The sequence below is a fragment of the Nocardioides rotundus genome (assembly GCF_019931675.1).
GTDB classification, from domain to species: Bacteria; Actinomycetota; Actinomycetes; order Propionibacteriales; family Nocardioidaceae; genus Nocardioides; species Nocardioides rotundus.
Map to the genome: position 1 here is coordinate 2,528,815 of NZ_CP082922.1, position 13,172 is coordinate 2,541,986.

Genomic DNA, 13,172 nt, shown 5'->3' on the forward strand with positions numbered 1-13,172 from the left:
TGACGCCGAGTCGGCGTTAATTAGCGCCGACTCGGCTGGAGGGGGAAATCAGTTGGCGGCGACCCGGACGGTGAACCAGGTCGAGCGGAGGCCGACGCGCCAGCGGGCGGTGTCCCCCGAGACCGTCGCGCGGCCCTTGCCGCCGATGAAGGTGATCGACTCGACCCGGCCGCCCCACTCGCCGTTGCCGTCGCGGCGGTTGACCTCGATCCGGGTCAGGTTGCCGATCGCGGGGAACCTCTGCTCGATGGTGTTGTCACTGAAGCTGTAGCTCCAGTCGTGGACGGGGTTGCCCGCCCAGCCGTCGTAGGGGTCCTGCTTCGCGGTCAGATAGGGCATCGAGCCCTTCGCGGTCCAGCCGCCGCTGCTGGAGGAGAACTGGGTGAACGCCCACGCGCCGTTGTAGGTCAGCGCCTGGCCGGCGGTCGCGGCGATCGCGGCGTTGCTGTCGGGGTGCTCGGCGCTGGCGCCGCCGTACACCTGGCACGAGGTGGTGTCGCAGATCTGGTAGTGACGGGCCCGCGGGTGGGCCCGCTCGTACGCCGCGTAGGTGCGCGCCGCGACCGCCTGCGCGCGCACCGCCGCGGGCGCCCAGGTGGCCGGCATCTCCAGCGGCACGACGCCGCGCAGGTAGACGTCCAGCTTCACCACGTTCACCGTGTCCCGGGCGCTGGACCCCGCGGACGGCTGGGCCGCACGGAGCCGGCCGCGGTAGGCCTTGGTGCCCGACGGCGTCACCAGGCTCATCGCCTCGCCGCCGGCGGTGAACTCGCCGCGGCCCTTGAGCGTGCGCCAGGTGCGCCACCGGGTGTCGAGGAACTGCACCACGTCGCGGCCGTCGACCACGACCAGCCGCCAGCGCGACGCGCCGTTGCTCGGCAGCGTGGTGGTCGCACCGTCGGCCAGGTCGCGTACGGCGAGCCCGGGGCGCGCGAGCACCACGACGTCGTCGCTGGTGTCGGCGCTGATCAGGACCTTCACCCAGCCGCCGGTCTTGGACCAGGTGGTGCCCGGGTAGTAGAAGTCGATGATCTGCCGGTGGCCCAGCCCCTGGCGGGCGGCGCCCTGGGCGCCGTACTGGCTCATCCCCTTGCCGTGCCCGTAGCCGTGACCGGGGAGGGTGATCCGCGCGTCGGAGGGGACGCTCCAGCCCTCGGCGTGCGCGGGGAGGCTGGTGGCGAGCAGCGTGAGCGGGAGGGCCACCGCCAGGCCGGCGACGCGGGCGAGCAGGCGGACGGGGGTACGGCGGGGAGGGCGCATGACCGACACTTCCGAGGAGGGGCGCCTGGGGCGCCTGTGACACGAGGGACGATCTAGCGCACCATGCGCCACGAGGGCCCGCAACGGGTTCTGTGGAACTACAGATCTGGAATTCGGTGGACGCGTCTAGGCTGGGCGCATGGAGTGGCTCCTGGTGGTCCTGGCCCTGGTGATCGGCGGCATGGTGGTCGCGAGCACCGTGTCCCGCCGGAAGCAGGAGCGCGCGCAAGAGCTGGAGCGCTCCCGCGACCTGGAGAAGGTGCGGAAGGTCGCCGAGGAGGACACCACCCGGTTCGGCGAGGAGTTGCAGGAGCTGCACTTCGACACCCTCACCGACAGCCTCGACACCGCGACCCGGCAGGACTACCAGCGGGCCCTGGACGCCTACGAGAACGCCAAGGCCCTGCTCGCGGACGTGCAGACCTCCGAGGACGTCGAGCAGACGACCAAGACGCTCGAGGACGGCCGCTACGCGATGGCCTGCGTGCAGGCGCGGGTGAAGGGCGAGCCGCTCCCCCAGCGTCGTCCCCCGTGCTTCTTCAACCCCGCCCACGGCCCGGCGCAGACCGACGTCACCTGGGCGCCGCCCGGAGGCCAGGAGCGGGAGATCCCGGTGTGCCTGGCCGACGCGGACCGGATCGCGCACGGCGCCGAGCCCGACACCCGCCAGGTGCGCGACGGCAACCGGATGGTGCCGTGGTACGAGGGCGGTCCGGCCTACGGCCCCTACGCCGGCGGCTACTACGGCGCCTACGCCCTCAACGGGCTGTTCCCGGCCTTCGTCCTCGGCTCGATGATGGGCGGCTTCGGCGGCTGGGGCGACGGCTCCTACGCCGAGGGCTTCGCCGACGGCCAGGACGCCGGCGGCGGTGACATGGGCGACGGCGGTGGCGACTTCGGCGGCGGCGACGGCGGCGGCTGGGCCGACAGCGGCGGCGGCTTCGGGGACTTCGGCGACTTCGGCTTCTGAGACCGGGCCGGCTCAGACCCGGTGCAGCCGCCGTGCTGCCTCGGCCACCGAGCCGCTCATTGACGGGTAGACCGTGAAGCCCTGGGCCACCTGGTCCACGGTCAGCGACGCCTCGACGGCCAGCGCGACCGGGTGGATCAGCTCGGAGGCGCGCGGCCCCACGATCACGCCCCCGACCACGACCCCGGTCCCGGGACGGCAGAACAGCTTCACGAAGCCGTCACGCACGCCCTGCATCTTCGCCCGCGCGTTCCCGCCGAGCGGCAGGGTGACCGACTCGGCGACGATCTCACCGTCGTCGACCGCCTTCTGCGACCAGCCCACGGTGGCGATCTCGGGCGAGGTGAAGACGTTGGAGGAGACCTTCTTGAGGTCGATCGGGCGGACCGCGTCGCCGAGGAAGTGCCACATGGCGATCCGGCCCTGCATGGCCGCGACCGAGGCGAGCATGAGGATGCCGGTGCAGTCGCCGGCGGCGTAGATCGAGCGGACCGTCGTACGGCTGACCTTGTCGACCACGACGAAGCCGCCCTCGTCCAGCTCGACCCCGACCTCCTCCAGGCCCAGATCGTGGGTGTTCGGCACCGAGCCGAGGGCGAGCACGCAGTGCGACCCGGTGACGGTCCGACCGTCGGTGAGGGTGACCGTGACCTCGTCGCCCTCGCGGGTGACCGAGGCCATGCGGGACGTGCCGAGCACGTTCATCCCCCGGCGGGTCAGCACATCCTCCAGCACCAGCGCCGCGTCGGCGTCCTCGCCGGGCAGCACCCGATCGCGGGAGGAGACCAGCGTGACCTCGATGCCCAGCGCGAGGTAGGCCGACGCGAACTCCGCACCGGTCACCCCGGAGCCCACCACGATCAGGTGGGAGGGCACCTCCTGGAGGTCGTAGACCTGCTCCCAGGTGAGGATCCGCTCGCCGTCGGGCTGCGCGGTGTCGAGCACCCGCGGGGCCGCGCCGGTCGCGACCAGGATCGCGTCGGCCTCCAGCTCCTCGCCGCCGTCCACCGACACCGTGTGCGGGCCGGTCACCCGGCCGCGCCCGCGCACGATCCGCACGCCGTCGCGCTCCAGGCGCGCCTGGATGTCGCGGGACTGGTCGGCCGCCAGCTGCTTGACCCGCGCGTCGACCTTGGCCAGATCGACCTTCACCGTCGTCGCCGCGTCGCCCTGGTGGTCCTGGAAGTTCACGCCCAGCTCGGAGGCGCCGGCCATCTCGGTCATCAGGTCCGAGGTGGCGATCAGGGTCTTGGACGGCACGCAGTCGGTGAGTACGGCGGACCCGCCGATGCCGTCGGTGTCGACGACGGTGACCTCGGCGTCGAGCTGCGCCGCGACATGGGCGGCCTCGTAACCACCCGGGCCGCCGCCGATGATGACGATGCGGTTCTGCACGCTGCTCCGTTCCACGGATCAGAAGTTGATCATGTGGCCGGCGATGCCGTGCACGGACTCCTTGACCGACTCGGTCAAGGTCGGGTGCGCGAACACGTTGCGCGAGACCTCGTCGGCCGTGAGGTCCCACTTCTGGGCGAGGGTGAGCACCGGCAGCAGCTCGGTGACGTCGGGGCCGATCATGTGCGCGCCGATGATCTCGTTGTGCTCGGCGTCGGCCACGACCTTCACGAAGCCGGCGGTCTCGCCGAGCCCCATCGCCTTGCCGTTCGCGGTGAAGGGGAAGGAGGCCGTCTTGACGTCGAACCCCTTCTCCTTCGCCTGCTCCTCGGTGTAGCCGAAGGAGGCGATCTGCGGCATGCAGTACGTCGCCCGCGGGACGAAGTCGTACTCCACCGGCATGGTCTCGGCGCCCGCGATGGTCTCGGCGGCGACGATGCCCTGCGCCTCGGCGACGTGGGCGAGCATCAACTTGCCGGTGCAGTCGCCGATCGCATAGACGTTCGGCACGTTGGTACGGCAGTAGTCGTCGATCTCGATCGCGCCGCGGTCGCTCACGGCGACGCCGGTGTTCTCCAGGCCGTAGCCCTCGACCCGCGGCGCGAAGCCGAAGGCGGAGAGGAACTTGTCGGCCTCGAGGACCTGCTGGTCGCCGCCGGAGGCGGGCTCGACGGTGACCTTCACGCCGGAGCCGGTGTCCTCGACGTCCTTCACGGCGGTGCCGGTGAGGACCTTCACGCCCAGGCGCTTGTAGTGCTTGAGCAGCTCCTTGGAGACCTCGGCGTCCTCGGTGGGCACCATCCGGTCGAGGTACTCCACGATGGTCACGTCCACGCCGTAGTTGGCCATCACGTAGGCGAACTCGACGCCGATCGCGCCGGAGCCGCCGATGATGATGCTCTTCGGCAGGTTGGGGTCGAGGATCTGCTCCTCGTAGGTGACCACGTTGTCGCTCAGCTCGATGCCCGGCAGCATCCGCACCGTCGCGCCCGCCCCGATGATCAGGTTGTCGCAGGTCAGCGTCTCGGTGCCGCCGTCGTTGAGCTCGACCTCGATCGTCTGCTTGCCGTCCTTCTCGCCCTGCAGCGTGCCCCAGCCGTCGACCTCGGTGATCTTGTTCTTCCGCATCAGGAAGTGCACGCCCTTGACGATGCCCGCGCTCACCTGGCGGGAGCGCTTGTGAGCGGGCTCGTAGGTCATCGTGGCGTCGCCCTCGATGCCGTACTTGTCCTTCTCGTGGGTCAGCGTGTGCGCCAGCTCGGCGTTCTTGAGCAGCGCCTTGGACGGGATGCACCCGACGTTGAGGCAGACTCCGCCCCAGTACTTCTTCTCCACCACGGCCACCTTCTGGCCGAGCTGGGCTGCGCGGATGGCGGCGACGTAGCCACCCGGGCCCGCGCCGAGGACGATCGTGTCGTAATGGGTCACGGCCCCACACTATTACCCTTGCGCGCGTGACCCTCTACGCCGCCTACGGGTCGAATCTCGACCCCACGCAGATGTCCCAGCGCTGCCCCCACTCGATCCTGCGATCCACGGGGTGGCTGCAGGGCTGGCGGCTCACCTTCGGAGGCGAGGAGCTCGGCTGGGACGGCTCGATGACCACCCTGGTCGAGGACCCCTTCGAGCAGGTCTTCGTCGCGGTCTACGACCTCACCGAGGCCGACGAGGCACGGCTGGACACCTGGGAGGGCATGGAGCTGGGCCTGTACCGGAAGGTGAAGGTCCGGGTCTCCACGATGAACGAGGAGCTCGTCGTGTGGACCTACGTGCTGGACGCCTACGAGGGCGGGCTGCCCAGCGCGATGACCATCGGCGCGATCGCCGACGCCGCCGAGGCCGCCGACGCGCCCGCGGACTACGTCGCCGCCCTCCGCGCGCGGCCCTGCCGCTCGACCGGGCTCTGAGGGGGACGTTTCCCCGGTCCACCGGGTAAACCTGCGCTTGTCGGAACCTGTCAACCTGCGTGGAGTCGGTCGCGGTTGGTTTTCTGGTTGATGGCCACCTGGGCCATGGGGGTCCGGACCCGAGGCGGGCTGGCGAATCGTTCGGGGTGGGCGGCGTAGAGGGCGTCCATGGTGTTTTGGCGTCGGTGGTGGACGCCGGTCCAGGTGCCGTGGTGGACGTCGTGGGGGGTGTGGCCCTCCAGACCGCCGTGATGGTGGCGATGGTTGTAGCCCTCGACGAAGTCGGATGCCCAGGACCTCGCGTGGTCGAGGTCGTTGAAGAAGGCCGGGTAGTCGGGGGTGTACTTCGCGGTCTTGAACAGCGCCTCGGAATAGGGGTTGTCATTCGACACCCTTGGTCGGTTGCGGGAAACCTCGATCCCGAGTTCGGCGAACAGGTCGCCCAGGGTGCGTGAGGTCATCGAGGGTCCGCCGTCGGAATGGATGATCCGCGGTAGAACCCCACGCACGGTGAAGGCGTTCTCGAACATCTCGGCTGCCAGGTCGTCGTCCTCGCGGGTCTCGACCCGCCACCCGGTGACCATCCGGGAGAACACATCGAGGGCTAGGTACAGCTGGTAGGTCACGCCCCGGTAGGGGCCCCGGAGGTGGGTGATGTCCCACGACCAGGCCTGGTCGGGGCCGTCGACGATCAGGGTCGGCATGACGGTGGCGCGGTGCCTGCGGGTGCGTCGCACCGGCCGAGTGCTTTGGTCGATGCCACGGGCGATGCGGTACCAGGTCGACAGCGACGCGACCGGGTCGCCGACATCCAAAGCGTCATAGAAGGCTTGGTAGACCGACTCCTTCGCGGTGAACGCGGCCTGGATCTTCACCACGATCCGAGCCCGCTCAGCCTCGGTGAGCCAGCACCGGGCCCGACGCTGACGATGCGCGATGGGGTCGCCGACCCGCGCGCGGGGATGGTCGCGGTAGTGCCATGTCGAGCGGGCGACTCCGGCCAGGCCCAACGCCGCGCGCTGGGAGAAACCCGCTGCGATCAGCGCAACCACCAAGGCCGCGCTGACCTCGATCACCGACTCCGATTCCGGCCCTGCTTCCGATCCTTGTTCGGTGTCTGGTCGGGAGTCGGTGCAGCGGCCGGCTCGGGCTCGGAGCTCTTGGCTTCGCCGCTTGGATGCAAGAGCTCGATAGCTTTTCCCAGCGCATCGACCGCCCGCCGCTGACGGCCCAGCTCCTCATCGCGCTGCTCGAGCTCGCGTTGATGGGCGGCATCGCGGGCAGCGATCTGCTCACGCAGCGCCGCGTTCTCCTGCAACAACCGCGCGACCGCACTGGTCTCGTCCATGTCCACCCGTCCTTCGGTCCAAGGCACCAGCCCATGGTCCAGGGTGTCGGCCAGCACCGCACGCTTCCAACGCCGCAACTGATCGTCACGGATGCCACGGGTCTTCAGCAGCTTCTGCTTCTCGCCATAGGGGGCGAGCATGTACTCATACACGAACGCGCGCCGTTCCTCGACGCTGTAGACACCCTCAATGGGCAAGTCAATCACTCCTCACATAAGAGCGACTGACTCACACGCAGACTGGCAGACAGGGTGTCGGCTGAAGTTTCAGCCGACAAGCGCACCGAAAGCCTGAGAACCTCCCCGTTCTGGACAACCCGCCGCCGGGGGGCCAGTTCCCGTCCACAGGTACGGCGTACCAGACCGATATCCACAGTAGGGCGACAGGGCACCCCACGCCGTGGGATTTCAGCCGATGCTCCCGGCATGACACCCGAACTCGAGCACACCTGTCAGGTCTTCGGACACTTCCTGCGTCGCGACGCCCTCAAGGCCGGCTACAACGAGCGGTCCTTCCACCGGCTCACTCGGAGCGGCACGCTCATACGGATCCGTCCCGGGGCCTACACGACGATCGCGATGTGGGAGGCGATGTCCGGAGCCCAGCGGTACGCCGCCCGAAGCCGAGCAGCGGCTCGCAGCGCTCGGACCGACGTCGTGCTGTCCCACACCAGCAGTCTGGCCATGCTGACCGACAAGTGGTGGGACCTGCCGCTCGACGAAGTGCACCTGACCCGCCGCGACGGTCGCGTCGGCCGTCGCGAGGCCGGCGTACGGCAACACAGTGGGCTTATTCTCCCCGGCGATGTCGAGCTCGACGGCGAGTTGGAGCGGATGAACCCCACGCGTACGGCGCTCGAGGTGGCCACGCTGGTCGACTTCGAGCGCGCCCTGTGCGTGATCAACAGCCTGCTCCATGAGGGGCTGACCACCGTGGAGCGGCTCCGCCACAGCGTCGTGGACATGCAGCACTGGCCGCACACGCTGAACCAGGAGGTGCTCCTGACATGCGCGGACCCTCGGGTCGAGTCGATCGGCGAGACCCGGACCTTCTGCGCGCTTCGCCGCGCGGGCTACCCCCGGCCCGAGCCACAACACGAGGTTCGCAACGAGGCTGGGAAGCTGGTCGCGCGGCTGGACTTCGTCATCTGGGCCCTCGGCATCTGGATCGAGTTCGACGGCAAGGAGAAGTACCTCCGGTTCAGACGGCCCGGTGAGTCCGTCGCCGACGCGATCCTGCGGGAGAAGCGGCGTGAGAGGATGGTCGCCCGGCTCACCCGGCTGGAGTGCGCGAGGCTCGACTGGTACGACATCGAGCACCCGGCTCGGCTGACCGCGACGGTGGACGAGGCCATCGCGGCGGCCGCTCATCGCCGTACTGCTTGAGCTTCTCAGGCTTTCCGGTCACTCCCCGGCTGAACTTTCAGCCGGACAGTGACACTTTCCCCGGCGGACCGGGTAAACGTCCCCGACTGGACGGCAGTGCGGGCGATGCCGTAGGAGAGAGCCATGACGACTGAGGTGAGCGCGTACGACGCCGCGCAGGAGGCGGCCGAGAGGCTGCGGGAGCTGACCGGGGTGGAGCGCCACGACATCGCGCTGGTGCTCGGGTCCGGGTGGCTGCCGGCGGTAGACGCGCTGGGCGAGGCGACAGCGGAGATCGCGACCACCGACCTGCCGGGCTTCAACGCCGCGGCGGTGGCCGGGCACAGCGGCAAGATCCGCTCGATCCGCTCCGGCGACCAGAACCTGCTGGTCTTCTTGAGCCGCACCCACTACTACGAGGGCAAGGGCGTGGACGCGGTCGTCCACCCCGTGCGTACGGCGGCCGCCGCGGGCTGCCGGGCGATCGTGCTCACCAACGGCTGCGGCGGACTGCGCGAGGGGTGGCAGCCGGGCCAGCCGGTGCTGATCAGCGACCACATCAACCTCACCGGCCGCTCCCCCATCGTGGGCGCCAACTTCGTCGACCTCACCGACCTCTACTCCAACCGGCTGCGGGAGCTGTGCCGCGAGGTGGACCCGAGCCTGGACGAGGGCGTCTACGTCCAGTTCCCGGGCCCGCACTACGAGACTCCGGCGGAGATCCGGATGGTGCGCGCCCTCGGCGGAGACCTGGTCGGCATGAGCACCACCCTGGAGGCGATCGCGGCCCGCGAGGCCGGCATGGAGGTGCTGGGCATCAGCCTGGTCACCAACCTGGCCGCCGGGCTGAGCGGCGAGCCGCTCAACCACGAGGAGGTGCTCGCCGCGGGAAAGGCGGCCGCCACCCGCATGGGCGACCTGCTCACCCGGGTCGTGCCGCGGATCTGACCCGACGCTCCAGCCTCTCCCGCTCCTCGGGCCAGATGACCCCGGCGTCCAGGGCCGCCCGGGCGAGCTCGTCATCGCCGGTCAGGGCACGGAACAGCATCGGCACGGTGAAGGCGTGGTCCGGGCGGTGCTCGACGACGACCGGCGCGCCCGGCTCGATGCGCCCGGGCTCGAGCACCGCGAGATAGGCGCCGGTGCGGCCGCGCTCGGTGAAGCGCCGTACCCACCCCCGCTCGCCCATGTGGCCGGCGAAGGTCCGGCACGGGATCCGCGGGCCGGTCACCTGCAGCAGGACCTCGCCGACCCGCCAGTGCTCCCCCGCCAGGGCCGCGTCCACGTCCAGCCCCACCGTGGTCAGGTTCTCCCCGAACCAGCCGTCGGGCAGGCCGCGACCGACCTCGGTGGACCAGAGGTCCAGCTCCTCGGCCGCGAACGCGTAGACGGCCTGTCCGTCGCCGCCGTGGTGCTTGCGCGAGCCGATGTGGTCGCCGATCACGCCGCTCCCGAGGCCGCCGCGCTTCGGGCCCGGCGCACGCACCTCGATCACCGGCACGGGCTGCTTGTGGATCCCGCTGAGGTGCCGCCGCCCCGAAACGGGTGCCCCACGGCCGACGCTGACCGACCTGACCTGCGCTGTCACGGCACTGACGCTACCCGCGCGCCCGGACCGCGGCGATCAGGTTCTCCCGGCAGCCGGCCATCATCCGCTCGTGGTTCCACACCAGGAGCGGCCGCAGCACGGGGCTGAGCCGCCCGAGCCGGCCGGTCACCTCCACCTTCTGCTCGAGCTCCAGCTGTGTCCCCGAGCCGTCCGCCGAGAGCCGCCAGCGCACGAACCCGACCAGGTCGCCGTCGACCCGCGCCTCCAGGCACCGCGGCTCCCGGACGACGGCGGTCAGGACCAGGTCGAGGGTGTAGGGCAGCGTCGAGCGGACCCGCACCCTCGCCCGGTCCTCGGAGAGGCGCACCACGGCCCGCACCTGCGGCCACCAGTCGGCGTATCCCGCCAGATCCTCCAGCACCGCCCAGACCCTTGCCGGCTCGGCGGGCACCGGCCACGAGGAGCGGAAGGAGTACGACGCGGCCACCCCGCGGACGCTAGCCCGCGGCAGCCGACGGCGGCCAGCGGGGCGCTACGGTGCCTGCATGAGCGACCCGACCACCACACCCGGCCCGGAGCTCGAGGCCGCGCGCGCCTGGCTCGCCGACGACCCCGACCCCGAGACCCGCGCCGAGCTGGAGCCGCTCCTCGCGGCCGCGGAGCGGGGCGACGAGGCGGCCCGTGCCGACCTCGCGGACCGGTTCGCCGGTACCCTGCAGTTCGGTACGGCGGGCCTGCGGGGCGCCCTGGGGGCCGGCCCCAACCGGATGAACCGGGTGGTGGTCTCCCGGGCCGCCGCCGGCCTGGCGGCGTACCTCCGCGACACCGGCAGCCGGCCCGGCAGCACCGTGGTGATCGGCTACGACGCCCGGCACAACTCCGACGTCTTCGCGCGCGACACCGCCGAGATCATGGAGGGCGCGGGCTTCCACGCCCTCACGCTGCCCCGGCCGCTGCCGACTCCGCTGCTGGCCTTCGCGATCCGCGAGCTGGGCTGTGTGGCCGGGGTGATGGTCACCGCGAGCCACAACCCGCCGCAGGACAACGGCTACAAGGTCTACCTCGGCGACGGCCGCCAGATCGTCCCGCCCGCCGACGCCGAGATCGCCGAGCGGATCGCGGCCGTCGGCCCGCTGGCCGGCATCCCCCGCGGCGACGGCGGCACCGTGCTGGACGAGGAGATCGTGGACCGCTACCTGGACCAGGTGGCGGCCCTCGTCGAGGACGGCCCCCGCGACCTGCGCCTGGTCTACACCCCGCTGCACGGGGTGGGCGGCATCCCGGTGGCCCGGGTCCTGGAGACCGCCGGCTTCGAGGAGCCGCACGTGGTCAGCGCCCAGGAGGAGCCGGACGGGACGTTCCCCACCGTGGCGTTCCCCAACCCCGAGGAGCCGGGGGCGATGGACCTCGCGATGGCGCTCGCCGAGGAGACCGGCGCGGACCTGGTGGTGGCCAACGACCCGGACGCCGACCGCTGCGCCGCCGCGGTGCCCGGCCCGCACGGCTGGCGGATGCTGCGCGGCGACGAGGTGGGCGCGTTGCTCGCCCAGCACCTCCTCGACCGCGGCCGCACCGGCACCTTCGCCACCTCGATCGTCTCCTCCAGCCTGCTCGGCCGGATGGCCGAGGCCGCGGGGCAGCCGTATGAGGAGACGCTGACCGGCTTCAAGTGGATCGGCCGGGTGGAGGACCTCGCGTTCGGCTACGAGGAGGCACTGGGCTACTGCTGCGACCCCGAGCACGTCAAGGACAAGGACGGCATCTCCGCGCTGCTGCTGCTCTGCGAGCTGGCCGCCGAGGCCAAGGCCGCCGGCCGCACCCTGCAGGACCTGCTGGACGACCTCGCGCGGGCCCACGGCCTGCACGCGACCGACCAGCTCTCGGTCCGGGTGACCGACCTGGAGCAGATCGTCCGCGCGATGGCGACCCTGCGCGAGCAGCCGCCGACCGAGCTCGGCGGCCTGGCGGTCGAGCGCATCGACGACCTGGCCCTGGGCTCGGAGAGCCTCCCGCCGACCGAGGGGCTGCGGTTCCACCTGGCCGACGGGGCGCGCGTGGTGGTCCGGCCGAGCGGCACGGAGCCGAAGCTCAAGTGCTACCTGGAGGTCGTGGTCCCGGTCGAGGACGGCGACGGTGGCGTGGACGCCGCGCGGATCTCGGCGGCCGGCCGCCTGGACGCCATCACCGGCAGCCTGCGCGCCGCGCTCGGGCTGGAGGCCTGAGAGCCGTGGATCCCCTGACGCCGGAGCAGATCCGCGCGTCCTTCGTGAACTGCTCCCAGGGCCAGGCGAAGCGGTTCCCGCTCCCCCGGTCGCTGGACACGACCCGCTGGGAGGCCCTGGACTTCCTCGGCTGGTCCGACCCCGGCGCCCCCGGCGCGGCGTACCTCGTCGCCCCCTGGCGCGAGCAGTCCGTCGGCCTGACCCTCCGGCTCCCCGCCGACCGCCGGGCCACGCGGCGGCAGAACATGTGCTCGCTGTGTACGACGGTCCACTCCAGCACCGACGTGGCGCTGATGGTGGCGCCGCGGGCCGGTGCGTCGGGGCGGTCGGGCAACACGGTGGGCGCCTACCTGTGCGCGGACCTGGACTGCTCGCTCTACGCCCGGCGGCTCAAGCGTCCCGCGCGAGTGCAGCCGACCGAGACCCTGGACGAGGAGCAGCGGGTCGAACGGCTGCGGGAGAACCTGGACCACCTCGTCCGCCGGGTGATGACCGGCTGAGGACGGCTCAGGCGGCCAGGCTGACGACGACCGCCAGTCCCGCCAGCACGGCGAGCGCGACGAGCGGCCAGGCCCACTGGGTGCGCACGTCGGCCGCCAGAGCCTCCTGCTCCTCCGACCACTCCTCGACCCCGGCGCGGGAGCGGGCCGCCGCCATCGCGGACTCGATCCGGTGCGAGATGAACTCCGACGCGGTGGGCCCCTTGCCCTGCCGCTCGTCGGGGTCGATCTCGAGTCGGGCGTCCAGTCGGCGCACCCGGCGGCTGGTGGAGCGGGTGCGCGACAGCGCGGGCGAGTCGTACTTCCTGCCGCCGGCGCGGAACACCGCGATCCGGCGCAGCTCGAAGTCCTGTACGGCGGCCAGCGGGATCCACGTCGTGCTGAAGACCTGCCGCAGCACCAGGTCGTCCCCGTCGATCCCCACGCGGGGCCGCAGCACCACCGCGTAGGTGAGCACGGCCAGCAGCAGCGCGATCGACAGCAGCACGGGGGCGTAGCGGTAGTCCACCCAGGTCAGACCGAGCACCGCGGCCACGGCGGCGACCACCAGGCCGCCGACCCCGGTCGCCAGCCCGTTGGTCGCCGGGAACATCTCCCGCTCGGCCATCCGTCACCTCCTCGCGCGCTCCGCCCCACCCTAGAGGCGTCGGGCCCGA

14 protein-coding genes are annotated in these 13,172 nt (G+C 71.4%); 6 read left to right on the forward strand and 8 right to left on the reverse strand.

All coding sequences use genetic code 11. The features are described from left to right. Positions 1 to 48: 48 nt before the first annotated feature. On the reverse strand, positions 49 to 1,260 hold the full coding sequence (locus K8W59_RS12485; RefSeq protein WP_223394305.1) for a SpoIID/LytB domain-containing protein: 1,212 nt from the start codon (positions 1,258 to 1,260) through the stop codon (positions 49 to 51). A gap of 139 nt (positions 1,261 to 1,399) precedes the next feature. Here K8W59_RS12485 and K8W59_RS12490 point away from each other — a divergent pair, with 139 nt between their 5' ends. Then, positions 1,400 to 2,230: a hypothetical protein gene (locus K8W59_RS12490; RefSeq protein ID WP_223394307.1), complete on the forward strand. Its 831-nt coding sequence runs from the start codon at positions 1,400 to 1,402 to the stop codon at positions 2,228 to 2,230. Between the two features lie 12 nt (positions 2,231 to 2,242). On the opposite strand, the gene K8W59_RS12495 is transcribed toward K8W59_RS12490, so the two are convergent. After that, positions 2,243 to 3,640, reverse strand: coding sequence for an NAD(P)H-quinone dehydrogenase (locus K8W59_RS12495; protein WP_223394309.1), 1,398 nt, complete (start codon positions 3,638 to 3,640; stop codon positions 2,243 to 2,245). A gap of 3 nt (positions 3,641 to 3,643) precedes the next feature. Then, positions 3,644 to 5,053, reverse strand: coding sequence for a dihydrolipoyl dehydrogenase (gene lpdA / locus K8W59_RS12500; RefSeq protein WP_223394311.1), 1,410 nt, complete (start codon positions 5,051 to 5,053; stop codon positions 3,644 to 3,646). 26 nt (positions 5,054 to 5,079) lie between these two features. On the opposite strand from lpdA, the gene K8W59_RS12505 reads away from it, so the two are divergent. Then, on the forward strand, positions 5,080 to 5,532 hold the full coding sequence (locus K8W59_RS12505; protein WP_223394313.1) for a gamma-glutamylcyclotransferase family protein: 453 nt from the start codon (positions 5,080 to 5,082) through the stop codon (positions 5,530 to 5,532). 50 nt (positions 5,533 to 5,582) lie between these two features. Here K8W59_RS12505 and K8W59_RS12510 read toward each other — a convergent pair whose 3' ends face one another. Both K8W59_RS12510 and K8W59_RS12515 read right to left on the reverse strand, forming a co-directional pair. After that, complete coding sequence (locus K8W59_RS12510) at positions 5,583 to 6,608, reverse strand: DDE-type integrase/transposase/recombinase (RefSeq protein WP_223394321.1); 1,026 nt, start codon at positions 6,606 to 6,608, stop codon at positions 5,583 to 5,585. After that, the gene (locus K8W59_RS12515; RefSeq protein WP_223394324.1) at positions 6,605 to 7,087 is read right to left on the reverse strand and encodes a hypothetical protein; all 483 of its coding nucleotides are present in this window, start codon (positions 7,085 to 7,087) and stop codon (positions 6,605 to 6,607) included. Before K8W59_RS12515 ends, K8W59_RS12510 begins: the two co-directional genes overlap by 4 nt. A 219-nt stretch (positions 7,088 to 7,306) precedes the next feature. On the opposite strand from K8W59_RS12515, the gene K8W59_RS12520 reads away from it, so the two are divergent. Next, positions 7,307 to 8,266, forward strand: a complete 960-nt coding sequence (locus tag K8W59_RS12520; RefSeq protein WP_223394325.1) for a type IV toxin-antitoxin system AbiEi family antitoxin domain-containing protein — start codon at positions 7,307 to 7,309, stop codon at positions 8,264 to 8,266. Between the two features lie 123 nt (positions 8,267 to 8,389). Then, positions 8,390 to 9,193, forward strand: coding sequence for a purine-nucleoside phosphorylase (locus K8W59_RS12525; RefSeq protein ID WP_223394327.1), 804 nt, complete (start codon positions 8,390 to 8,392; stop codon positions 9,191 to 9,193). Here K8W59_RS12525 and K8W59_RS12530 read toward each other — a convergent pair. Then, complete coding sequence (locus K8W59_RS12530; RefSeq protein WP_223394329.1) at positions 9,168 to 9,833, reverse strand: MOSC domain-containing protein; 666 nt, start codon at positions 9,831 to 9,833, stop codon at positions 9,168 to 9,170. The two genes, K8W59_RS12525 and K8W59_RS12530, sit on opposite strands and share 26 nt — an antisense overlap. A 10-nt stretch (positions 9,834 to 9,843) precedes the next feature. Then, positions 9,844 to 10,281, reverse strand: coding sequence for an SRPBCC family protein (locus K8W59_RS12535; protein ID WP_223394331.1), 438 nt, complete (start codon positions 10,279 to 10,281; stop codon positions 9,844 to 9,846). 58 nt (positions 10,282 to 10,339) lie between these two features. Between K8W59_RS12535 and K8W59_RS12540 the strand changes: the two genes are divergently transcribed. Both K8W59_RS12540 and K8W59_RS12545 read left to right on the forward strand, forming a co-directional pair. Next, positions 10,340 to 12,016 (forward strand): phospho-sugar mutase, encoded by a 1,677-nt coding sequence (locus K8W59_RS12540; RefSeq protein WP_223394333.1) that lies wholly within the window; start codon positions 10,340 to 10,342, stop codon positions 12,014 to 12,016. Between the two features lie 5 nt (positions 12,017 to 12,021). Further along, positions 12,022 to 12,516 carry an FBP domain-containing protein gene (locus tag K8W59_RS12545; protein WP_223394335.1) on the forward strand — a complete coding sequence of 165 codons (495 nt, stop codon included), beginning with the start codon at positions 12,022 to 12,024 and terminating at the stop codon, positions 12,514 to 12,516. A gap of 7 nt (positions 12,517 to 12,523) precedes the next feature. On the opposite strand, the gene K8W59_RS12550 is transcribed toward K8W59_RS12545, so the two are convergent. Next, positions 12,524 to 13,123, reverse strand: a complete 600-nt coding sequence (locus K8W59_RS12550; protein WP_223394336.1) for a hypothetical protein — start codon at positions 13,121 to 13,123, stop codon at positions 12,524 to 12,526. Positions 13,124 to 13,172 lie beyond the last annotated feature (49 nt).

Excerpts from the sequence above, each read along its gene's own strand:
- K8W59_RS12540 (WP_223394333.1), top strand. The coding sequence starts at position 10,340 with ATGAGCGACCCGACCACCACACCCGGCCCGGAGCTCGAGGCCGCGCGC.
- K8W59_RS12550 (WP_223394336.1), bottom strand. The coding sequence starts at position 13,123 with ATGGCCGAGCGGGAGATGTTCCCGGCGACCAACGGGCTGGCGACCGGG.
- K8W59_RS12525 (WP_223394327.1), top strand. The coding sequence starts at position 8,390 with ATGACGACTGAGGTGAGCGCGTACGACGCCGCGCAGGAGGCGGCCGAG.
- K8W59_RS12520 (WP_223394325.1), top strand. The coding sequence starts at position 7,307 with ATGACACCCGAACTCGAGCACACCTGTCAGGTCTTCGGACACTTCCTG.
- K8W59_RS12485 (WP_223394305.1), bottom strand. The coding sequence starts at position 1,260 with ATGCGCCCTCCCCGCCGTACCCCCGTCCGCCTGCTCGCCCGCGTCGCC.
- K8W59_RS12490 (WP_223394307.1), top strand. The coding sequence starts at position 1,400 with ATGGAGTGGCTCCTGGTGGTCCTGGCCCTGGTGATCGGCGGCATGGTG.